The 20,619-nt window shown below is 61.4% G+C and carries 21 protein-coding genes; 4 read left to right on the top strand and 17 right to left on the bottom strand.

What is annotated here, in order from left to right:
- Position 1: 1 nt before the first annotated feature.
- From rdgB to clpS, 6 genes are all read right to left on the bottom strand, one after another.
- The gene (gene rdgB / locus ACFP6B_RS07330; RefSeq protein ID WP_377128775.1) at positions 2 to 634 is read right to left on the bottom strand and encodes an RdgB/HAM1 family non-canonical purine NTP pyrophosphatase; all 633 of its coding nucleotides are present in this window, start codon (positions 632 to 634) and stop codon (positions 2 to 4) included.
- Positions 634 to 1,371 carry a ribonuclease PH gene (rph, locus tag ACFP6B_RS07325; RefSeq protein WP_237223207.1) on the bottom strand — a complete coding sequence of 246 codons (738 nt, stop codon included), beginning with the start codon at positions 1,369 to 1,371 and terminating at the stop codon, positions 634 to 636. The genes rdgB and rph overlap by 1 nt, the downstream gene beginning before the upstream one ends.
- 111 nt (positions 1,372 to 1,482) lie before the next feature.
- A complete protein-coding gene (locus ACFP6B_RS07320) occupies positions 1,483 to 2,349 on the bottom strand; it encodes an MBL fold metallo-hydrolase (protein WP_377128771.1) in 867 nt (288 codons plus the stop codon).
- A 32-nt stretch (positions 2,350 to 2,381) separates the two neighbouring features.
- Entirely contained in the window at positions 2,382 to 3,350 is a 969-nt protein-coding gene (gene murI / locus ACFP6B_RS07315; protein ID WP_237185881.1) for a glutamate racemase, read from the bottom strand.
- A gap of 126 nt (positions 3,351 to 3,476) precedes the next feature.
- Complete coding sequence (locus tag ACFP6B_RS07310) at positions 3,477 to 4,058, bottom strand: DUF2017 domain-containing protein (RefSeq protein WP_377128768.1); 582 nt, start codon at positions 4,056 to 4,058, stop codon at positions 3,477 to 3,479.
- A gap of 4 nt (positions 4,059 to 4,062) precedes the next feature.
- On the bottom strand, positions 4,063 to 4,377 hold the full coding sequence (gene clpS, locus ACFP6B_RS07305; protein ID WP_377128765.1) for an ATP-dependent Clp protease adapter ClpS: 315 nt from the start codon (positions 4,375 to 4,377) through the stop codon (positions 4,063 to 4,065).
- 142 nt (positions 4,378 to 4,519) lie between these two features.
- On the opposite strand from clpS, the gene ACFP6B_RS07300 reads away from it, so the two are divergent.
- Both ACFP6B_RS07300 and ACFP6B_RS07295 read left to right on the top strand, forming a co-directional pair.
- Positions 4,520 to 5,824, top strand: a complete 1,305-nt coding sequence (locus ACFP6B_RS07300; protein ID WP_377128762.1) for a nicotinate phosphoribosyltransferase — start codon at positions 4,520 to 4,522, stop codon at positions 5,822 to 5,824.
- An 18-nt stretch (positions 5,825 to 5,842) separates the two neighbouring features.
- Positions 5,843 to 6,469 (top strand): isochorismatase family protein, encoded by a 627-nt coding sequence (locus tag ACFP6B_RS07295; RefSeq protein WP_377128753.1) that lies wholly within the window; start codon positions 5,843 to 5,845, stop codon positions 6,467 to 6,469.
- A gap of 161 nt (positions 6,470 to 6,630) precedes the next feature.
- Here the strand turns inward: ACFP6B_RS07295 and ACFP6B_RS07290 are convergent, their stop codons facing one another.
- From ACFP6B_RS07290 to ACFP6B_RS07265, 6 genes are all read right to left on the bottom strand, one after another.
- Complete coding sequence (locus ACFP6B_RS07290; protein WP_377128750.1) at positions 6,631 to 8,418, bottom strand: DEAD/DEAH box helicase; 1,788 nt, start codon at positions 8,416 to 8,418, stop codon at positions 6,631 to 6,633.
- Between the two features lie 114 nt (positions 8,419 to 8,532).
- Positions 8,533 to 9,417, bottom strand: a complete 885-nt coding sequence (locus ACFP6B_RS07285; protein WP_377128747.1) for a hypothetical protein — start codon at positions 9,415 to 9,417, stop codon at positions 8,533 to 8,535.
- A gap of 41 nt (positions 9,418 to 9,458) precedes the next feature.
- Positions 9,459 to 9,749, bottom strand: coding sequence for a DUF3039 domain-containing protein (locus ACFP6B_RS07280; protein ID WP_377128744.1), 291 nt, complete (start codon positions 9,747 to 9,749; stop codon positions 9,459 to 9,461).
- A gap of 140 nt (positions 9,750 to 9,889) precedes the next feature.
- Entirely contained in the window at positions 9,890 to 11,509 is a 1,620-nt protein-coding gene (locus tag ACFP6B_RS07275) for a hypothetical protein (RefSeq protein WP_377128741.1), read from the bottom strand.
- On the bottom strand, positions 11,491 to 12,381 hold the full coding sequence (locus ACFP6B_RS07270) for an ABC transporter ATP-binding protein (protein ID WP_377128738.1): 891 nt from the start codon (positions 12,379 to 12,381) through the stop codon (positions 11,491 to 11,493). Before ACFP6B_RS07270 ends, ACFP6B_RS07275 begins: the two co-directional genes overlap by 19 nt.
- A 54-nt stretch (positions 12,382 to 12,435) precedes the next feature.
- On the bottom strand, positions 12,436 to 13,353 hold the full coding sequence (locus ACFP6B_RS07265; protein WP_377128735.1) for a co-chaperone YbbN: 918 nt from the start codon (positions 13,351 to 13,353) through the stop codon (positions 12,436 to 12,438).
- Positions 13,354 to 13,501: 148 nt separating this feature from the next.
- On the opposite strand from ACFP6B_RS07265, the gene ACFP6B_RS07260 reads away from it, so the two are divergent.
- The gene (locus ACFP6B_RS07260; protein ID WP_377128732.1) at positions 13,502 to 14,824 is read left to right on the top strand and encodes an AI-2E family transporter; all 1,323 of its coding nucleotides are present in this window, start codon (positions 13,502 to 13,504) and stop codon (positions 14,822 to 14,824) included.
- Positions 14,825 to 14,931: 107 nt separating this feature from the next.
- Here the strand turns inward: ACFP6B_RS07260 and ACFP6B_RS07255 are convergent, their stop codons facing one another.
- Positions 14,932 to 15,273 (bottom strand): ATP/GTP-binding protein, encoded by a 342-nt coding sequence (locus ACFP6B_RS07255; protein WP_185174464.1) that lies wholly within the window; start codon positions 15,271 to 15,273, stop codon positions 14,932 to 14,934.
- A 57-nt stretch (positions 15,274 to 15,330) separates the two neighbouring features.
- Between ACFP6B_RS07255 and nucS the strand changes: the two genes are divergently transcribed.
- The gene (gene nucS, locus ACFP6B_RS07250; protein WP_237185871.1) at positions 15,331 to 16,047 is read left to right on the top strand and encodes an endonuclease NucS; all 717 of its coding nucleotides are present in this window, start codon (positions 15,331 to 15,333) and stop codon (positions 16,045 to 16,047) included.
- A gap of 83 nt (positions 16,048 to 16,130) precedes the next feature.
- On the opposite strand, the gene ACFP6B_RS07245 is transcribed toward nucS, so the two are convergent.
- From ACFP6B_RS07245 to atpA, 4 genes are all read right to left on the bottom strand, one after another.
- Complete coding sequence (locus ACFP6B_RS07245; protein WP_135011542.1) at positions 16,131 to 16,388, bottom strand: F0F1 ATP synthase subunit epsilon; 258 nt, start codon at positions 16,386 to 16,388, stop codon at positions 16,131 to 16,133.
- A gap of 2 nt (positions 16,389 to 16,390) precedes the next feature.
- Positions 16,391 to 17,854, bottom strand: coding sequence for a F0F1 ATP synthase subunit beta (atpD, locus tag ACFP6B_RS07240; RefSeq protein WP_377128727.1), 1,464 nt, complete (start codon positions 17,852 to 17,854; stop codon positions 16,391 to 16,393).
- Positions 17,855 to 17,898: 44 nt separating this feature from the next.
- Positions 17,899 to 18,819: a F0F1 ATP synthase subunit gamma gene (locus ACFP6B_RS07235; protein ID WP_377128724.1), complete on the bottom strand. Its 921-nt coding sequence runs from the start codon at positions 18,817 to 18,819 to the stop codon at positions 17,899 to 17,901.
- A gap of 79 nt (positions 18,820 to 18,898) precedes the next feature.
- Complete coding sequence (gene atpA / locus ACFP6B_RS07230) at positions 18,899 to 20,524, bottom strand: F0F1 ATP synthase subunit alpha (protein ID WP_237185867.1); 1,626 nt, start codon at positions 20,522 to 20,524, stop codon at positions 18,899 to 18,901.
- Positions 20,525 to 20,619: the final 95 nt, after the last annotated feature.

Raw genomic sequence — 20,619 nt, 5'->3', positions numbered from 1 at the left:
GTTACTGGGCCAGGGCGGCCTGTAGGTGGGGAAGAAGCTTGGCTAGAGCCTGGCTCCGGTGGCTGATGGCATTCTTGACATCGGCGGGCACCTGGGCGCAGGAGAGGCCAGCATATTCGCCGGTGAAACCGTCGGCTGCCAGGATCGGGTCATAGCCGAACCCGCCCTCACCGCGGGGCTCGCGCAGCAGGGTTCCGGCAAGCTCCCCCTCTTCCACGGCCTCTACACCTTCGGGGGTTACCATCGAGGCCGCACAGACAAAACGAGCGCGACGGTGCTCATCTGCAATGTCTGAAAGCTGGGCTAGGAGCAGGTTGAGGTTGGCTTCATCGTCCCCGTGCTGACCGGCCCAGCGGGCGCTGAAAATACCGGGCGCGCCGCCGAGCACATCAACTGATAGGCCAGAATCATCGGCGATAGCAATCAGACCTGTTGCCTGCGCTACCGCGCGGGCCTTGAGCAGGGAGTTCTGGGCAAAGGTGACCCCGTCTTCAAGCACGTCGGGGGCGCCAGCCGTACCGGCGTCAATCACCTCGGTGTCAACGTCCAGCCCCTCGATAGCGCCGCGCAGCATCTCGCGGAACTCGCGCAGCTTCCCCTGGTTGTGGGTGGCAAGAACGATTTTGGCGGGCATTAGTCCTCCAGGGCTTCGCGCTGGATCTGGGCTAGCTGCGCGGTGCCGTGCAGGGCCAAGTCGAGCAGGGAGTTCAGTTCGTCTCGATCGAAGGGGGCGCCCTCTGCGGTTCCCTGAACCTCAACGAACTTGCCTTCGCCGGTGACGACCACGTTCATATCGGTCTCGGCGCGCACATCTTCTTCGTAGGGCAGATCAAGCATAGGAACGCCGTCGATGATGCCCACAGAAATTGCGGCAACAGAGCCGGTGAGGGGCTTAGCCTTGGCCGGGATAATGCCCTGGGTCTGGGCCCACTTGATGGCGTCGGCCAGGGCGATATAGGCGCCGGTGATAGCGGCGGTGCGGGTGCCGCCGTCCGCCTGGAGCACATCGCAGTCGAGCACGATGGTGTTCTCGCCCAGCTCAGCGGTGTCGATGACGGCGCGCAGGGAGCGGCCAATCAGTCGAGAAATTTCGTGGGTGCGGCCGCCAATCTTGCCCTTGACCGACTCACGGGAGTTACGGGTGTTGGTGGCGCGCGGTAGCATGGCGTATTCTGCGGTGACCCAGCCGGTGCCCTGGCCCTTGAGCCAGCGGGGCACGCCCTCGGTCAGTGAGGCGGTGCAGAGCACCCGGGTGTTGCCGAATTCAATCAGGGCCGAGCCTTCGGCGTTCTTTGACCAGCCGCGGGTGACGGTGATGGGGCGGAGCTGGTCGGGAGTGCGGCCGTCGCCGCGTAGGGTGGGTGCTGCCATGTTTTCTGTCATGGTTTCAGCCTAGCGTCTGTTGCCCGGGGCGCACAAAAACACGGGCGCTTTTCTGCACCCGTGTTGTCTGCGTTGGCTACTTGTGGGCAGGGGCGGTAACTAGCTCCCCTGGTGGCGGCTAATGACGTTCAGGGTGGTGGTCTGCGGGTTGCTGGCATATTCCTCGGGGCTACGGCGGGGGTTGACCCGGTAAGTTGCCGAAGCCTCAGCCACCGATATCGGCCCGTCAAAAACGCTCTTGGCTTCGGCCAGGGCAATAGCGGGGTCATTCCAGATGGGCAGGTGGGTGAGCAGCAGGTTGCGGACGCCCGCCTCGGCTGCCGCTTCACCGGCACGTTTGCCGGTCAGGTGGATGCCGCGCAGGGCGTCATCGCGGCCCTCCTGGTAGGCAGCTTCGCAGAGGAAGAGGTCGGCGTCGCGGGCTGCTTCAATCAGACCGATGCAGGAGTCGGTGTCGCCGGAGTAGGTGAGCACGGTCTTACCTTCACTGGTTTCGCACTCGATGCGTAGGGCGTAGGGCTCTTTGGTGGGGTGGACGACCACGTGCGGGGTCACTGTGAAGGGGCCGATTTTGACTTCGGCGTGGTTGGTCCACTCATGGAACTCAAACTCGGTGTGCATGCCCGGTTCCAGAGGTAGGCCGTGGGTATTGACCAGGTACTGGTGGATATCGCTGGGGCCGTAGAGGGGGATGGGGCCTTTAGACCAGCCATTGGGGTTCCATTTAACCGCCACGTGTAGGCCAGAAAGGTCGATGCAGTGGTCGGGGTGCAGATGGGAAATAAGTATGGCGTCGATATCTTCGAGGTTGATGTGGGACTGAAGGGTGCCCAGGGCTCCGTTGCCCATATCAACGATGATGCGCCAGGTCTTGCCCAGGTCGTCAATGGTTGAGACCATGTAGCAGCTGGCCGCTGCGTTGGGTCCGGGGAAGGAACCTGTACAGCCTATGACCGTCAATCGCATGAGTGGTCTTCCTTCTTCTGTGTGTCTGTGCTTTAGGGTGTGTCTGTGGTGATGGTAATGCGCGGGGTGGTAACAGTCTGGGTGATGAGTTCGGGAGGAACGACTGCCAGGGAGCCGGTGGGGAATCGTTCTGCCACCGAGTTGGTATGGCGTACCTTGGCGACCTCGGGCCCTAGGAAGCGGCGGGCTAAGTGCTCGAAGGTTTCGGTTTCGCCGGTGGCCAGGAATTCGTGGGAGGGCGGCAGGGCGGCGGGGCGCTCTAGGCCAGCTCTTAGCAGGGCCTTGTAGACGTCCTTAGCCGACTCTTCCGAGGACGATACGAGGGTGACGTCGTCCCCCATGATGTAGGAAATGACGCCGGTGAGCAGGGGGTAGTGGGTACAGCCCAGCACCAGGGTATCGACCCCGGCCTCCTTGAGAGGAGCCAGGTATTCTTCGGCAGTCTCAAGGAGCTCAGGGCCGCTGGTAATGCCCTTTTCAACGAACTCTACGAAGCGGGGGCAGGCCACAGAGTAGATTTCAAGGTCGCTCATGACCGAGAAGGTGTCTTCATAGGCCCGGGAGGTCACGGTAGCTTCGGTGGCGATGACACCGATTTTACGGTTGCGGGTTGCCGCCACCGCTCGGCGGGCGGCGGGCTGGATAACCTCAACCACCTGAATACCGTACTTGCGGGTGTAGCGCTCGCGGGCGTCCCTCAGCACAGCGGCCGACGCCGTGTTGCAGGCAATCACCAGGAGCTTGACCCCGGAGTCCACCAGCTCGTCCATGATGCGCAGGGCATGGGCTCGCACCTGGGCGATGGTCAGGGGGCCGTAGGGGCCGTGGGCGGTGTCGCCCACGTAAATCACCGACTCGTGCGGTAGCTGGTCCATGATGGCGCGGGCAACGGTTAGGCCGCCCACTCCCGAATCGAACACGCCGATGGGGGCGCTTGCGGTGGGTTCGGCAAGCACCTGACTACCCCAGGGGGTTACGAGTTTCGGGTTGGTTTCGCTCATTACACACCTGACATTAGCTAAAGGTTGAAGAAAACTGTAGGGCGCCCATCGCAGCGACCAGCTTTTGAGTGGACTATCACGCCCCGGCGCCCGCGCGGGGCGTCATAATCGGTCACGAAAGATTATTTACGGTGCGGACGGCCCCGCCCCGGCCTCGTCCAGACCCAGCAGGAGGCTCTGCATGAGGCTTTCTTGCAGCCAGGTGACGAAGTTATAAAGCAGGGCCATGTAGTCTTCGGTGCTCTCTACGCTGCCCCAGTCGGTGTGTTCGCCGATGCGGTCGGCGTCCTCAGCGCTGTTAATCCCTAAACGGGTGCCTAGGGTTAGACGCACGTCGTTGAGGGCAGCGGCCCAGCTATTGGCCCGCTCGGTATCTAGCCTCACAACCCCGGCCTGCAAATCCATGGAGGCCTGGGTGAGGTGTTCGATTTTGGCCCGGCGTAGGGAAAGGTCAGTGAAGCGGCGGTATTCATCAGCGACTTCCGGGTCGTCGCTTGCCACCGGCAGCATACGGGCAACAGCGGGGTCACTGGGCACGCTGGCGGTCTCAGAGATACCCACCAGGGCCGCCAGGGGGTCAGCATTGGGGTCTTCTTCCGGCTCTAGTGCCAGGGCGACGTCCTCAAACAGGCGGGTGAGCACCTGTACCTCTTCAGGGGTGAAGCGGGCGGTAATGCCACGGGAGGTTGGGGTAAAGGGTTCAGCCATAAGACTATGCACCTGCCTGCTCGATGGTTGCCCACAGTCCCCAGGTATGCAGGGCGGTGGTGTGCCGTTCGGCCTCTTCTTTGGAGCCGCTAAAGACGGTGGCCTTACCTTTGGTGTGTACCTGCATCATGAGCTGGTGGGCTTTTTCGGTGCTGTAGCCAAACTGGGTGCGCAGCACATAGGTCACGAAGCTCATCAGGTTAACCGGGTCGTCCCAGACAATGACCGCCCAGGGCAGGTTGAGCTGGGTGCTCTCGTCTAGGGCTAGATCGAGCTCAAGATCTGCCAGGGTGTCGGTGGCTGAGGCAGCCGAAGGCATAGGGCGTACTCCTTAGGTCATTTGTACCTTATCTATCATAGGGCTCTTCTTTCGCTGTGCCCTAGCTCGTTCACTTTCGGGGCAAGCAGAACCGCGGCGGTGGGGCTGGGCTTGGGCACGGTCAAAGGATAAAGTTATACCCGTGACTCAAAAAACTTCCCTCCTCACCGACCACTACGAGCTGACCATGGTGCAGGCTGCCCTAGCCTCAGGCGCTGCCCACCGGCGTACCGTCTTCGAGGTCTTCACCCGCAGGCTTTCGGGCGGACGCCGCTACGGCGTCTTAGCTGGCACCGGCAGGTTGCTTGAGGGGCTAGAGAACTTCCGCTTCGATACCGAGGAGCTTGAATTTTTAGCCTCCCGCAAGGTGGTCAATGAAGAGACCCTGGATTATCTTGCTCATTTCCGCTTTTCAGGTTCCATCCGGGGTTATGCCGAGGGTGAGGTCTTCTTCCCCCACTCCCCCGTGCTCCAGGTCGAGGCATCCTTTGCAGAGGCCTGCCTGCTCGAGACTTTTATCCTCTCAATCCTCAACTTTGATTCTGCTGTCGCCACGGCGGCCTCCCGTATGACGGTTGCCGCCGGCAAGCGTCCTTGCCTAGAGATGGGCTCCCGCCGGGCTCATGAGCAGGCTGCTGTATCTGCCGCCCGTGCCGCCGTCATCGCTGGGTTTACCGCTACCTCGAATCTTGAGGCCGGCCGCCGTTACGGGCTCCACACCGTCGGCACCAGCGCCCACGCCTTTACCCTCTTGCACGACTCAGAGCGCCAGGCCTTTGAGGCCCAGCTGGCTTCCCTGGGGGTGGGCACCACCCTGCTGGTCGATACCTACGATGTTGAGAAGGCTGTGAACCTTGCCGTTGAGCTGGCCGGGCAGGAGCTTGGAGCGGTTCGCCTTGATTCTGGCGACCTGGTGGCTCAGGCCCAGAAGGTGCGCGAACAGCTCGATGCGCTGGGAAACACCGGCACCAAGATTACCGTCACCAGTGACCTGGACGAGTACGCTATCGCCTCACTCGCCGCTGCCCCCGTCAACTCCTACGGGGTGGGCACCAAGCTGGTCACGGGCTCCGGGGTTCCCACCTCGTCCATGGTCTACAAGGTGGTCTTGCGCGAGAACTCGCAGGGAGTCATGGAGCCTGTAGCTAAGGCGTCCTCGGGTAAGGCCTCTGTGGGAGGCAAGAAAACCGCCGTTCGGCGCCTTGATACCGCAGGCACAGCTACTGCCGAAGTGGTCGGCCTCGATATTGAGGCTCCTGCCGACTCCAATGACCGACCGCTCATGGTAGACCTGGTGGTCGATGGGCAGGTCCAGCCCGGCTTTACCGGAGCTGAGGGTGTACGCCGCGCGGCCGAGCGTCATGCCCGCTCTCTCGCCGAACTCCCGGTTGCAGCTACCCGCCTCTCCCCCGGTGACCCGGTCATTCCCACAGAATTTATCTCCTAGATAGGTAAGGACTAAACGATGTCAAAAGCACTCATTATTGTTGATGTTCAGAACGATTTTTGCGCCGGTGGCTCACTCGCTACCGAGCGTGGCGCCGAGGTTGCTGCCCTCATTAGCGAGTTTGCAGAGAACCATCACGGGGACTACGAGGCGATTGTTGCCACCCAGGACTGGCACGTTGACCCCGGAACTCACTTTTCTGAGAACCCCGATTTCAAGGACTCCTGGCCGGTACACTGCAAGGCCGAGAGCCGCGGGGCTGAGCTACACGAGGATTTGGATACCGACTACATCGAGGCCTACTTCCACAAGGGCGAGTTTGAGGCTGCCTACTCGGGTTTTGAGGGCCTGCTGGCCCCCGAGGATACGGTGATGACCGGTGAGCGCGAGGCCGGCGCCCCGGTCAAGGATGATACCCCTAAGCTGTCTCTCGATGACTGGCTAGCTGAGCGCGATATCACCGATGTTGATGTGGTGGGTATTGCCACCGATTTTTGTGTCAAGGCCACAGCCCTGGATGCGGTGGATGCCGGCTACGAGACCCGCGTGCTGCTCGACTTGACGGCTCCGGTGGATGAGGAATCCCTGGACGATATCAGCGATGAGCTGGAGGACGCCGGGGTAACGGTAACCGAGGTCCTCTAGGTCTTCTGAGAGCTAGCTTTTCACAGAGGCTAGTGCTTGTGGTCATAGCAGGCTGGCTCGGGATTGGGTCTATGGTGGCTGGTGGTTGTGGTGCCAGCAGGCTGGCTCGGGGCTGGCGTTTAAGGGTGCCTGCTGGCACCACAACCACCGGCTCAGGCTCCCTACTTGCGCCCCACGAACCAGTCCTGCAATTTATCCAGGCGGGCTTGGAGCTGTTCGGCTGAGGCCTGGGCAACGGCAGGCCCACCGCAGATGCGGCGCAGTTCGTTGTGGATTGAGCCGTGGGGCTTGCCGGTACGGGCAGCCCAGGCTGCTACGTTTTTAGCCAGCTTGTTGCGCAGGTCTTTGAGCTGGCGGTGGTCAACGACCTGGGGAGCGGCGGACGCCGGTCGCCGGGAGGCATGGTCCTGTTGGCGGGCGCGTAGCAGGGTGCCGACCTGGTCAGCGTCCAGTAGGCCGGGGATGCCGAGGAAGTCTTGCTCTTCATCCGAGCCAACTTCAAGGCCACCGGTGGAGAACTCTGCCCCGTCAAAGAGCACCCCGTGGAAGGAGGCCTGGGAGCCGATGGCCTCGAATTTGCCGCGGGTGAGCTGGTCGCTGGCTACTTCTTCCTTGTTGGCTTCTTCAATCAGGTGGTCGTCCAAGCCCTCGTTGAGGGGGTCGACCACCTCGTCGGTAGCTCCCTTGCGGTCCAGGGCGTGATCCCGTTCAGTTTCCATCTCGTTGGCCAGCATCATGAGCTGGGGTACGGAGGGCAAGAATACCGAGGCGGTTTCGCCGCGCTTTCGCGAGCGCACGAATCGTCCGATAGCCTGGGCGAAGAAGAGGGGGGTGGAGGTTGAGGTGGCGTAGACGCCGACGGCTAGGCGGGGGACGTCCACGCCTTCGGATACCATGCGCACGGCTACCATCCAGCGGGAAAGACCTGCGGAGAACTCTTCGATGTTGTTGGAGGCTTCTTTGTCGTCGGAGAGAATGAGGGCGGGTTTTTCGCCGGTAATTTTTTGGAGCTGTTTGGCGTAGGCGCGGGCGTCAGCGTGGTCGGTGGCGATGACGAGGCCGCCGGCGTCGGGGACGGTGCGGCGTACTTCGGTCAGGCGTTTGTCGGCGGCGGCGAGTACGGTGGGGATCCATTCGCCGTCGGGGTTGAGTGCGGTGCGCCAGGCTTGGGCGGTGACGTCCTTGGTGAAGCCCTCCCCCAGGTTGGCGGCCATTTCTTCGCCGGCGGAGGTGCGCCAGCGCATCTGGCCGGAGTAGGCCATGAAGATGACGGGGCGTACGACGTGGTCTTTGAGGGCGGGGCCATAGCCGTAGGAGTAGTCGGATTTGGAGCGGCGGATGCCGTCGGCGTCCTCTTCGTATCGGACGAAGGGGATGGCTGCGGTGTCGGAGCGGAAGGGGGTACCGGTCAGGGCTAGACGGCGGGTGGCCGGTTCGAAGGCTTCGCGCAGGCCGTCGCCCCAGGAGAGGGAGTCACCGGCGTGGTGAATTTCGTCCATGATCACCAGGGTGCGGCCGTTTTCGGTGCGGGCCCGGTGCAGCATGGGCTTGTTGGCGACCTGGGCGTAGGTGAGGGCGACGCCCTGGTAGCCACGACCCATAGTGCCATCTGAGTTTTTGAAGTTGGGGTCGATGGAGATGCCGACGCGGGCGGCGGCGTCGGCCCACTGGCGTTTGAGGTGGTCGGTGGGGGCGACCACGGTCATACGGTTGATGGTGCCGCGGTTGAAGAGTTCTTTGGCGACGGTGAGGGCGAAGGTAGTTTTACCTGCGCCGGGGGTTGCCACGGCCATGAAGTCGCGGGGGTTCTCTGTAAAGTACTTGGTCATGGCTTCGGCCTGCCAGGCGCGCAGCTTGGGGGCGGTTCCCCAGGCGGCGCGGTCGGGGTAGGCCGGGGGCAGGGGCGGGTTGGAGCCTTCGCCGAAGAGTGGTAGCTGGCTGTCGTTCATCTCGTATCTTCCCTTCCCTCTGTGGCTGCCCTCAAGGTTTTTGGGCACCACAAAAGTTTAGCCCCATTCGGGAGCGAATGGGGCTATGAGTCATCTCTCGATGAGTCTGGTTGACTAGGCTACCGGCAGGGCGGGTAGCAGGTTGCTCAGGGTCTGACCGGCGAGGTTGATGGTCTCAGATCGGCCGTCGGTGGCGTTGATAACGATGGCGCCCGAGACTACGGTGAGGACGACCTCGAAGTCGGCTTCGGGGTTGTCCCCGTAGTAGACCGGGGCCTGGCTGAGAAGTAGCTGGGCCAGGGTTGAGGTGCTTGAGCCGTCGGAGGTGAGGGTGATGGTCTCATTAGTGGTGTAGGTGACGCTCACGGTCTGCTGCTGGCCGTTGGTTGTCTGCGCTCCGTAGGTTGCGGTCATCTCTGCGCTGTTGACGCCGGTGGCGGTTACGGCGCTGCCGCCGCTCTGCTTGACCAGGTGGCGGGTTTCGCCGTCACGCGCGCTGTCGATGGGTAAGGGGTCCCAGCCGTCGGGGAAGGTGACCACGTAGTCCAGGCGGAAGGAGGCTCCCGCGGCGAGGACGGCGGTGCCCGCTACGGGTGCTCCCGTGGTGTCTTCGGGGCTAGAGAACCAGAGGCCGGTGCCGCCGTAGGTGCCGGAGTTGAAGCCGCCCAGGCTACCGCCGGGGGTGAAGGTGCCCTCACCGTTGGCAACCAGGCCGGTTGCGCCGTCCGTAATGAGGCCGGTGGAGTCGTCAAACTGCACGTCACCGGTGGAATTGCTGGTACCGCCGAATATTGAGGCTACGCCGACGTTAGTGTTGTAGCCGGCGCTGGCGTCCTCGATAGCGACCTGGGAGAAGAGCCCCCAGCGTACAGTCAGAGTAGGGGTAATGACGCTGGTGCTGGCGGCATAGGCAGGCACAAGGGCTGAGGACGCGACGACGGGCGCCGCCCAGAGGCCGGCTGTGGCCAGGGTACGGCGCGAGGTTTGGGGTGAGGTCATGTGTGTTTCCTTAGAGGTGGTTCTGAGCGAGTGATGGTGTGTTAGTTTTCGTCGTTGTCGCCGGGTGCAAGGCCCTCATAGATTTCCTTGCATTCGGGGCAGACGGGGAACTTTTCGGGGTCGCGGCCGGGGGTCCACTTTTTGCCGCAGAGGGCGCGCACGGGCTTGCCGGTGAGGGCGGACTCCATGATTTTTTCTTTGCGCACGTAGTGGGCGAAGCGTTCGTGGTCGCCGGGTTCGACGTTCTGGACTTCTTCGCGTTCCAGCAGGGCGGTGACGCCGGAGTGGGCAGTTTCGGGGAAGGGGTCTTCGATGCCGGGAATCGATGACATGCCGGGTCTCCTTTATCTCAAAGCAGTTGGTCTTGTCTACCAGTGTAGTGCCCCCGTCAAGACGGCGTCCGGCTCCTGCTGTGGGGCAGGGGCCGGACGCCGCTGGTGGGGTTACCTGCTTCTAGCAGGTTGAGGTGCGGTTAGCTGTAGCGGGCTACTCGTTGGTACATGTCTGCTACGTGCCGTTCGTAGTTTTTCGCTCCGGCGCGGACGCCCAGATAGAAGGCTGCTACCCCAATCAGGGCGGTGACGGCGGCACCCAGCCAGAACCAGAGCATGCTACCGACGATAGCCGTGGCCCCCATACCGATGAGGGACGGCAGGGAGAGAGCCATGGGGATAAAGATGATAAAGCCCCGTGCCATAGTCTTAGCCATACCGTCTGGCTGTTCCGGGGTCTTCCAGGGGCTGGTTCCCGGTGGGACCACGGGGGCGTTGAAGACGGTGTCGAGGTAGTTGGCCATGCCGTTGGCGATAAAGTAGGTTCCCAGGGAGCTCACCAGTAGAGGCAGGGCCCAGGCAGCGTGACCGGTCAGGAAAGCAAAGGTCAGGGTGCCCAGCACAATCATGGGCAGGTAGAGCAGCATCATGCCGTAGGCCCGCCCCAGCCTGTCGTCAATGCCGCGCAGGGGTGAGAGGGCGTGCAGGGAGAAGGCCGAGCCTTCAAAAGAAGCCAGGGCAGACTGGGAGTAGCCTGCCATCGCCGGTATGAAGGCGACCGCCATGACGAAGGCCATGGGGTTCGTCATCTCTTCCTCCGCCCCGTTCGCTGAGACGATAAAGCTTCCCGAGATAAAAACCATCAAGATATACATGAGCGGCATCATGAGCACGTTGAGGTTGGCCCGGGAATCCCGGAGCATCATATCGAGGGTACGGGCGGCGATAGCCCCGCGCACGGTGGCCGGGAAGCGCCCCAGAAGCCCCAGGTTACCCTGGGCCAGGGTTTTGCCTTCGTCCTGCACCCCGGTGGAATCCCCCACGCTGGCCATGGTCTTAGCCGCAAAGAACTGCCAGATGAACCAGGCTAGGGCACAGTAGACCAGAGTGAGTGCGGCAAGAGCTACTGCCAGGCCATAGCGACCTGCCCCAACCTGCGGCGCGATAGCCCAGGCTGAGGCTACAGGGGTCCACTGCAGGTAGCCGAGAATCTGCCGGAGCTGCTCGGTGTTGCTGGTGATGCCCGTGATAGTCGCCAGCATCAGGGGCCCGGCAAAGATCAGGGCCGCAAAGGCAAGAAGGGTGAGGGCGTTACTCACTGAGCGTCGCGAGCGGACGGGTATAGAGGCTACCGCAGTCAGGCGTCCGCCCAGAATGGCAAGGGCAAGTCCCAGTAAACCTGCCGGGATGAAAGCCAGAGTAGCCGCTAGCGAGTAGAAGTTGGAAGTTATCAGAGCCAGGACGGCTAGTACCGTCAGCATACCGGGCACCCCAATCAGAGCCCCCAGGACTTGGCCGCCCATGAGCTGGCGGACGGTAATGGGATAGGGAGCGAGGCGCTCCGGGTCTAGGGTGGGGTCGGCACCGGCTGCCACCAGGGGTATCAGCCACCAGGCCAGGGTCAGCAGGCTACCTGCCACCCCCAGAATCAGTAGGGAGTCGGCAGGGTTCTGCAGGGTGAAACCTAAACCAGCCACGACCACTACGGCGCCGAGCCCGTAGAGCAGGCCAAAGACTAGGCCCACGATAGCCCAGGCATTCCCGTTACGGAAGATAGCGAGGAAGTGGTCGAGTTTAAGTTTTAGGAGGACTGCAACCATGAGATTCCCTCCGATACAACGCGTCCGCCCACCAGTTCAACAAATCGTTCTTCTAGCGATACGCCGCCGCGAACCTGTTCCACGGTGCCAGAGGCCAAAATACGGCCGGCGTTCATAATGGCAACGTGGTCGCAGAGGCGCTGGACTAGGTCCATGACGTGGGATGAGATAATGACGGTGCCGCCGCCTGCCACATAGGCCTTGAGAATATCCTGGATGTTCGAGGCTGAGACCGGGTCCACCGCCTCAAAGGGCTCATCGAGCACCAGCAGAGAGGGTGCGTGGATCATGGCGCAGGCCAGGGCTATTTTCTTGGTCATACCGGCTGAGTAGTCGGCGACCTTGCGGCCGGCGGCCCCGGTCAAGTCCATAGCCGTGAGCAGGTCGCGGGTTCGCTCAGCCACGGTTGCCTTATCGAGCCCGTGCAGGCGGCCGGCGTAGGTGAGGAGCTGCTCGCCGGTGAGCTTATCGAAGAGGCGGACGCCGTCAGGCAACACGCCCACCCGGCGTTTAGCATCTAGGGGGTTGGCCCAGACGTCCAGACCGCCCACCAGTACCTGCCCGGCGGTGGGCTTGAGCAGGCCCGTTGCCATGGAGAGAGTGGTGGTCTTACCTGCGCCGTTGCGTCCTACCAGCCCGTAGAAGGAGCCTCTGGGCACGGTGAGGTTGACTCCGTCTACCGCAGCCTGCTGGCCAAAGACCTTCACCAGGTTGGTGATCTCCAGGGCTGCGCTGCCCCTGCTGGCCTCTGCGACTTCAGCTTCTACTGGCGCTGAAACTGGCTCAGTCAAGCTGCTGCCGGGTGTCTCTACTGGCCGGTTGTGGGTTTGGTCGTAAGGTTTATTCTGCGGGGGAAGGTTCTCGTGTGCCATATCTCCACTGTAGCCAGCATCACGAGCTTTTCCCTCCCCCGCTAGGGTGATTCCTTAAAAAAGAGCCATCATCAGGGCTGAGCGGGCCTTTGTGACGCGGGGGTCGGCTGAGCCTACAACCTCGAACAGTTCTAGCAGGCGTTCGCGCACCGTGGTTTTAGTCTCCGCGTCCACGGCCTTGAAGAGGGCGATAAGACGGTTGAAGGCGTCTTCCACGTGCCCGCCAGCTACATCTAGGTCGGCGACGTTGAGCTGGGCCTGCACGTTGGTAGCGTCGGCGGCAGCTTTCTGGCGTTCTTCTGCCAGGTTCAGGGTTGAGACGCGGTGGAGCAGGTGAACCTGAGCCAGGCCGATTTTAGCGTCCGTATCGCCCGGGTTCTCGTTGAGCGCGCGGGTGTAGGCGGCTTCCGCTCCCTGGTAATCGCCCCGGTCCAGCGCCTCGATAGCTTCCCGGTGCAGGGGAGGCAGGGGCTTCTCAGCCTCTGACAGCACCGGTTCGAACCCACCGGGTAGGCCCTGCTGGGCGGCGAGCTGCAGCACCTGGCCCAGCACCTCGGTCAGGGCCTGGGGCTCAACGGGGCCGTTGAAGAGCGGGGCTGGGCGGCCAGCGAGCACAGCCACGGCCGCAGGTACGCCCTGAATCTGGAAGGCCTGCCCGATCTCGGGGGTCTTGGTGATATCAACGGCAGCCAGCAGCAGATTGCCGCCGGCAGAGTTCACCAGGGCCTCGACCTGCTCCAGCATCTGGACCGACGCCGGTGAGTGGGGTGCCCACAGGGCAAAAATCACGGCGCCCCGGTTGGACTCCTGCACCAGCTGCTGGAACTGGGCCACATCGGTTACGTCCAGTCGCCAGCTGGCTGCGGCGTTCTCCTCAGCAGGCTCAGCGCTGGAACCTGCCGACCCCGCAGCCCCCAGATCCAGGGCATTTCGTACCGAAGCGGGTAGGTTCTGATCGTCAATCCCGGCCATTGGCCTTCCTTTCACAACGACAAATATCTCTACACTCTATGGTGCCAAAGCTCAGCCGGTAAGCGGGCACCCCTGCCCTAGTTCTAGCCCAGGGCAGAATCACGATAAGGTTGAACACAGTAACTACACCACTACCCGAGTAGCCAGCATGCCCTCATCTTTTTCTCCCTCCCGACTCCTGCGGTCTCTCACCTCTCGCACCAGCCGCGCACAGGCGTCCGCGCAACCAGATTCCCCGGCCAACACCGAAGAAAGCGGCACCAGGCAGTCGCAGAACAACAAGTTCGCGCTACCGACTATCCCCGGTGCCCGGCCCCGCCACCGCCTCCAGCTGCCCGAAGAACCGGCCCACCTCAAAGAGAATAAGGACGGCGCCGCCCCCGCTCCCCCAGAAACCCACGCCCTCGCCCCCGGCAAGGGCCGCTACATCAGCAACCCAATCTACTTTGGTTTCATGCTGGCCGTCGGTGTGGGGCTTGCCTGGATGGGCATGTACTTTGTGCTTAACATTGGCGCCCTAGCCGGCTGGCTCACCGGCGCAGTGTTCATCGGTCTGGGGCTAGACCCGGCTGTACGCAAACTCGAACAGTGGGGCCTTCCGCGCGGGGCAGGCGTCACCGTCGTCTTCCTCTTCTTCGTTGCGGTAGCTGCCGCCCTCATCTTCTGGATAGTACCCATCATCGCCCGCCAGGCAGTTTCCTTCATCACCGGCTTCCCCCAGCAGTTTGAGAACTTCCTCAACTCAGATCTTTTCTCAGGTCTCGATGAGCGTTACCACATCCGATCAGCGGTAGATGCCGAGGTAGAGAAGTTCTTTGAACAGGTCACCTCAGACACCTCTGTGGTGAGCGGCTTTATGAACTCCCTCATGAACGCGGGCTCCACCCTGGCGGAAATCACCACCGGCACGATTATCGTGCTCTTCCTCTCCATCTACGTGCTCGCCTCCCTACCCACTATTAAGGCCTGGTTCATCCGCCTGGCTCCCGCCTCCAAGCGTGAACGCGTCGGCTACCTCACCGAAAAAATCACCAGCTCTGTTGGCCAGTACGTCATGGGCCAGGCTCTCGTGGCGATTTGCAACGCCACCTGCGCAGCCATCATCATGCTGATCGTGGGCGTTCCCTTCGCCCAGCTGCTCATGCTCTTCGTCCTGCTCCTGGCCTTCATTCCCCTAGTCGGTGGCGTCAGTGCCGCCGTCCTGGTCTCGGTCATCTCGCTCATTGATAGCTGGCAGACCGCCCTCTTCTTCCTTATCCCCTACCTGATTTACCTGCAGATTGAGGCCTACTTCATTTCCCCCCGCATCATGAGCAGAGCAGTGGCCGTGCCCGGTGCTGTAGCCATCATCGCGGTGGTTGCCGGTGGCTCCCTCTGGGGTGTGCTCGGTGCCCTCATCGCCATTCCCGTCGCAGCTTCCCTGCTGATTCTGGTCAACGAGGTACTCGTGCCCCGCCAGGACCAGCTCTAACGACCCATCCGCTTTCCTTGACCCGGTAGCGCCATGCCTTTGCGTAGGATCGCTACCGGGTTTTTCTACGCTTCTAACGCTCTAGTTCTGGTGCAACCCGCCGGGTTCTACCAGAATCTACGAGTTGCCCAGCACCGCTCGTGCCAGTGGCGACGCTCCTCGATAGCCCGCTGAGCACCAAACATGTGGTCCTGCTGCCAGACCACCAGGTGCGCGATACCTGGGTGGATAGGCCGCCCACATTCGGGGCACTTATAGGTTTTCAGAGCGTTAATCGAGGGAATGTATTGCACATACCAGTCCCCGTCTTGGGCCCGCTCCACTCGCGGGGCAGGGTCAAGAATACGGGAAATATCGCGCCCAGCGGGGCGGGCTTTCTGCCACTTGCTGGGAGCTGCCCCGGAGTTAGAGTTGGGGCGGCGGGGCTTAGATGAAGAACGACGAGGCATTCCCCCATTCTTTCATGCACCGGTGTGCCCGCCCAAGCCACCTGTTAGAGTGGTACGGTGCGTTTAGTTATAGCTGATTGTTCCGTAGACTACATGGGCCGTCTCAATGCCCATCTGCCCCGTGCTACCCGCCTGCTCATGATCAAGAATGACGGCTCGGTGCTGATCCACTCCGACGGCGGCTCCTACAAGCCCCTGAACTGGATGAGCCCACCCTGCCGCCTGCATATTTCCCCTCGCGAAGAGTTCGAGGGCACCTCGGTAGCCGAGGATCTTGACCCCGATGTGAGCGAGCTGTGGACCGTGCAAGCCGCCAAGAGCGACGACAAGCTAGTCATTCGCGTCTTCGGCACCCACGGGGAACTCAGCCACGACCTGGGTATTGACCCGGGCCTTATTAAGGACGGCGTTGAGGCCGACTTACAGCGCCTGTTGGCTGAACAGATTGAGCTTCTTGGTGCGGGCTACCGCCTGGTGCGCCGCGAGTACCCCACGGCAATCGGCCCGGTGGATATTTTGGCCAAGGACGCCGGGGGCGTCTCTGTGGCTGTCGAGCTCAAGCGTGTGGGCGATATCGACGGTGTAGAACAGCTCACCCGCTACCTAGAGCTCCTCAACCGCGACCCCCTGCTAGCACCGGTTCAGGGTGTCTTTGCTGCCCAGCGCATCAAGCCCCAGGCCCGCACGCTGGCAGAAGACCGTGGCATCCGCTGTGTGGCTCTCGACTACGATGCCATGCGCGGAGTAGATGACGTGGAATCCCGCCTCTTCTAAACAAGAAGAAAGCTAAAAAAATAAGGACGCCGCCCTCCCCCATCTCTGGGGAAGGGCAGCGTCCTTTCGTCACAGTAATCTGGTTAGATCTGTGCGTGCTTAGCTGCGATGGTGACTCGATCGTTAGAGACGGTCAAGAAACCTTCGTGCAGGCGGGTGGTCTTCTTCTCACCGCTGGTTGCCTCAATCAGAAGCTCACCGTCTTCAGCGAGAAGGGCCATGGTGGGGATGTGACCGGGCATGATACCCAGGTCGCCATCGACGGTGCGCGCACGCACGTACTTGGCTTCGCCAACCCACACGACTCGTTCACGGGAAACGACTTCAACTTTCAGTGCCATGATTACTTGGCTCCAGACTGTGCCTTGATTTCCTCGTAACGGCGCATGACGTCGTCCATACCACCGATGTTGTAGAAGGCCTGCTCGGGGATGTGGTCAACATCGCCGCGGCAGATCATCTGGAAGGATTCGATGGTGTCCTTGATCGGCACGGTTGAACCCTCGACACCGGTGAACTGCTTTGCAGTGTAGGTGTTCTGTGAGAGGAACTGCTCGATGCGGCGGGCACGTGAAACAACGACCTTCTGCTCTTCGGAGAGTTCGTCAACACCGAGGATGGCGATGATGTCCTGAAGTTCCTTGTTTTCCTGCAGGATAGCCTTGACCTGGATTGCGGTGTCGTAGTGCTCCTGACCGATGTACTGGGGGTCCAGGATTCGGGAGGTGGAGGACAGGGGATCAATCGCGGGATACAGACCACGTGAAGCGATCTCACGGGAGAGCTCGGTGGTTGCATCCAGGTGGGCGAAGGTGGTTGCAGGTGCGGGGTCGGTGTAGTCGTCCGCAGGAACGTAAATTGCCTGCATGGAGGTGATGGAGTGACCACGGGATGAGGTGATGCGCTCCTGCAGTAGACCCATTTCGTCTGCCAGGTTGGGCTGGTAGCCCACAGCGGACGGCATGCGGCCGAGCAGGGTTGAAACCTCAGAACCTGCCTGGGTGAAGCGGAAGATGTTGTCGATGAAGAGCAGAACGTCCTGGTTCTGAACGTCACGGAAGTATTCCGCCATGGTCAGGCCGGTCAGCGCAACGCGCAGACGGGTTCCCGGCGGTTCGTCCATCTGGCCGAACACGAGAGCGGTGTCCTTCAGAACGCCAGCTTCTTCCATTTCAACCCAGAGGTCGTTACCTTCACGGGTACGCTCGCCGACGCCGGTGAATACTGAGGTACCACCGAAGTTGCGGGCAACGCGAGTAATCATTTCCTGGATCAGAACGGTCTTACCAACGCCTGCACCACCGAAGAGACCAATCTTACCGCCCTTGATATAGGGGGTCAGAAGGTCGATGGACTTGATGCCGGTTTCCAGCATCTCGGTCGAACCTTCGAGGTCTGCGAAGCCGGGGGCAGCGCGGTGGATGGGCCAGTAGGTGTCGGCCTTGATTTCGTCGTTGGAGACGTCGAGGGCGTCACCGAGGACGTTGAAGATGTGGCCCTTGACGCCGTCACCTACGGGGACGGAGATAGGAGCGCCAGTGTCAACTACAGCCTGGCCGCGGACGAGGCCGTCGGTCTGCTGCAGGGAGATTGCGCGTACCAGTGAGTCACCGAGGTGCTGGGCAGTCTCGAAGGTGATCTTACGGGTGGTGCCGTTGAGGGTCAGATCAGCGGTCAGCGCGTTGTAGATGTCAGGTACCTGGCCGGCAGGGAACTCAACGTCAACGACAGGGCCGATAACGCGAGCAATGCGACCGGTTGCGCCCTGAGCCGGCGCGGTAGCCGATTCGTTCAGAGTGGCAGTCATTGTTCTCACTTACCTATGTAGAGAGTGGAAAGTTGTCTGGTGGATTAGGAGGCGAGTGCGTCGGCGCCGCCAACAATTTCGCTGAGCTCCTGAGTAATTTCTGCCTGGCGAGCGTTGTTCATCAGGCGGGTGTACTTCTTGATGAGCTCGTCAGCGTTATCACCTGCGGACTTCATCGCGCGCTGGCGGGACGCCAGTTCGGAGGCCGCTGCTTCTAGCAGGCACGCATAGATGCGGGAGGCGATGTAGCGGGGCAGCAACTCGTCGAGAACTTCCTGGGGGCTGGGCTCGAATTCAAAGACTGAGTTCTGCTGGAACTGGTCGTCTTCGAGACGTTCGCCGGGCAGGATTTCTTCACCGAGTTCGCGTGCGTCTGCTACCTCGATGGGGAGCAGGCGCAGGACGCGGGTTTCCTGGCTAACCATGGAGACGAATTCGGTGTAGATGATATGAAGGTCATCGACCTCGCCGTTTTCGTAGGCTGCCAGGATGGCGTCGCGTGCTGCAACGGCCATCTCGATGTTGGGGTTGTCGGTGTTGCCTTCCCAAGCCTGCTCGTATTCGCGTTCGCGGAAGTCAAAGTAGGACTTTGCCTTGCGACCGATGAGATAGAGCTTGACATCACGTCCCTCACCGCGGAGCTTCTCAATAAGACCCTCGGTTTTTTTGAGGACGGATGAGGAGTATGAACCCGCAAGGCCGCGGTCGCTGGTGAGGACGAGTACTGCGGAGCGACCGGTCTTTGCCTTTGAGCGTGCGTTAAGCAGGGGGTGCTCAATGTGGTGCTGGGTCGCGATGGCAGTGACGGCCTTGGTCAGCGCATTTGCGTAGGGGCTAGCGGCCTCTGCGCTCTTACGTGCCTTGTTAATGCGTGAGGTTGCGATCATCTCCATCGCCTTGAAGATCTTCTTCATAGACGATGTTGAAGTAATCTTTTGGCGGTAAACCCTAATCTGGGCTCCCATAGAGATTCCTTTCACTCCTAGGGTGAGGGCCCCTCCCCCAGGTTCTGTTGGAGGGGCGTCTCACCTGCTAGGAAAATCGCTAACCGATGGTTTCCTGTGATACTTCGCTGTCTGACAGGGGCTGGTGCTCTTCGTGACCGGCCTCAACGAGGTGGCTGGTGCCTTCTGAGCGGAAGCCCTGCTTGAAGTCAACGATGGCAGTCTTGAGAGCTGCTACGGTTTCGTCTTCGAGCTTGCCTGATGCTGCGATGTCCTGCAGTACTGAGGTGGAGCGGCGCAGGTGGTCGAGGAACTCTGATTCGAAACGCAGAACGTCTGAAACTTCGAGGTCATCGAGGTAGCCGTTGGTGCCTGCCCAGATTGAGACAACCTGGTCCTCAACTGCGTAGGGGGTGTACTGGGGCTGACGCAGCAGTTCGGTGAGGCGAGCACCGCGGGTCAGCTGGGCCTTTGAGGCTTCGTCCAGGTCGGAAGCGAACATTGCGAAGGCTTCCATGGCGCGGTACTGAGCAAGGTCGAGCTTGAGGGTACCGGAGACCTTCTTCATAGCCTTGGTCTGTGCTGCACCACCAACACGGGAGACGGAGATACCTACGTCGACCGCAGGGCGCTGGTTAGCGTTGAAGAGGTCTGACTGCAGGAAGATCTGGCCGTCGGTGATGGAGATGACGTTGGTGGGAATGAAGGCTGAAACGTCGTTTGCCTTGGTTTCAATGATCGGGAAGCCGGTCATTGAACCTGCACCCAGCTCGTCGGAGAGCTTTGCACAGCGCTCGAGCAGGCGGGAGTGGAGGTAGAAGACGTCGCCGGGGTATGCTTCGCGGCCCGGAGGACGACGCAGCAGCAGTGATACCGCGCGGTAGGCTTCTGCCTGCTTTGAGAGGTCATCGAAGATGATGAGGACGTGCTTGCCGCCATACATCCAGTGCTGGCCGATGGCGCTACCGGTGTAGGGAGCCAGGTACTTGAAGCCTGCTGCGTCAGATGCGGGGGAAGCCACGATGGTGGTGTATTCCAGTGCGCCCTGCTGCTTGAGGGTTTCGCGTACTGCTGCGATGGTTGATGCCTTCTGACCGATAGCAACGTAGACACAGCGAACCTGCTTATTGGGGTCGCCGGTGGCCCAGTTGTCCTTCTGGTTCAGGATGGTGTCAACCGCGATAGCGGTCTTACCGGTCTGGCGGTCACCAATGATCAGCTGACGCTGGCCGCGGCCAATCGGAATCATGGCGTCGATTGCCTTGAGACCGGTCTGGAGGGGCTCGTGAACTGACTTACGCTGGGTAACGCCGGGAGCCTGAAGTTCGAGGGCGCGGCGGCCTTCGGCTTCAATGTCGCCCAGGTCGTCGATGGGGTTACCCAGGGGGTCAACTACGCGGCCCAGGTAGGCGTCGCCTACGGGTACTGAGAGAACCTCGCCGGTACGGTGAACTTCCTGGCCTTCTTCAATGCCGGTGAAGTCACCGAGGATGATGACACCGATGTCACGAGTGTCGAGGTTCTGTGCCAGGCCAAGGGTGCCGTCTTCGAAGCGAAGCAGCTCGTTAGCCATTACTGAGGGAAGGCCCTCAACGCGTGCGATGCCGTCGGATGCTGATGCAACACGACCCACCTCTACGCGCTCTGCATTGCCGGGTTCGTAAGACGCTGCGAATTCATTCAGCGCGTTACGGACATCATCGGCGTTGATGGTCAAATCGGCCATCTTATGTCCCTGCTCTCCTAATTTGTTGGTGTGCCTGCCGACTGGCGGCAGGCCCACCGAAACTTGTGTGACGTGCTCGGGCTGGGCCTTTAGGC

The sequence above is a fragment of the Rothia nasimurium genome (assembly GCF_042660305.1).
In the GTDB taxonomy this organism is placed as follows: domain Bacteria; phylum Actinomycetota; class Actinomycetes; order Actinomycetales; family Micrococcaceae; genus Rothia; species Rothia nasimurium.
Note: the sequence above shows the minus strand (reverse complement) of the source record. Positions and strands in the feature narration are given on the sequence as shown.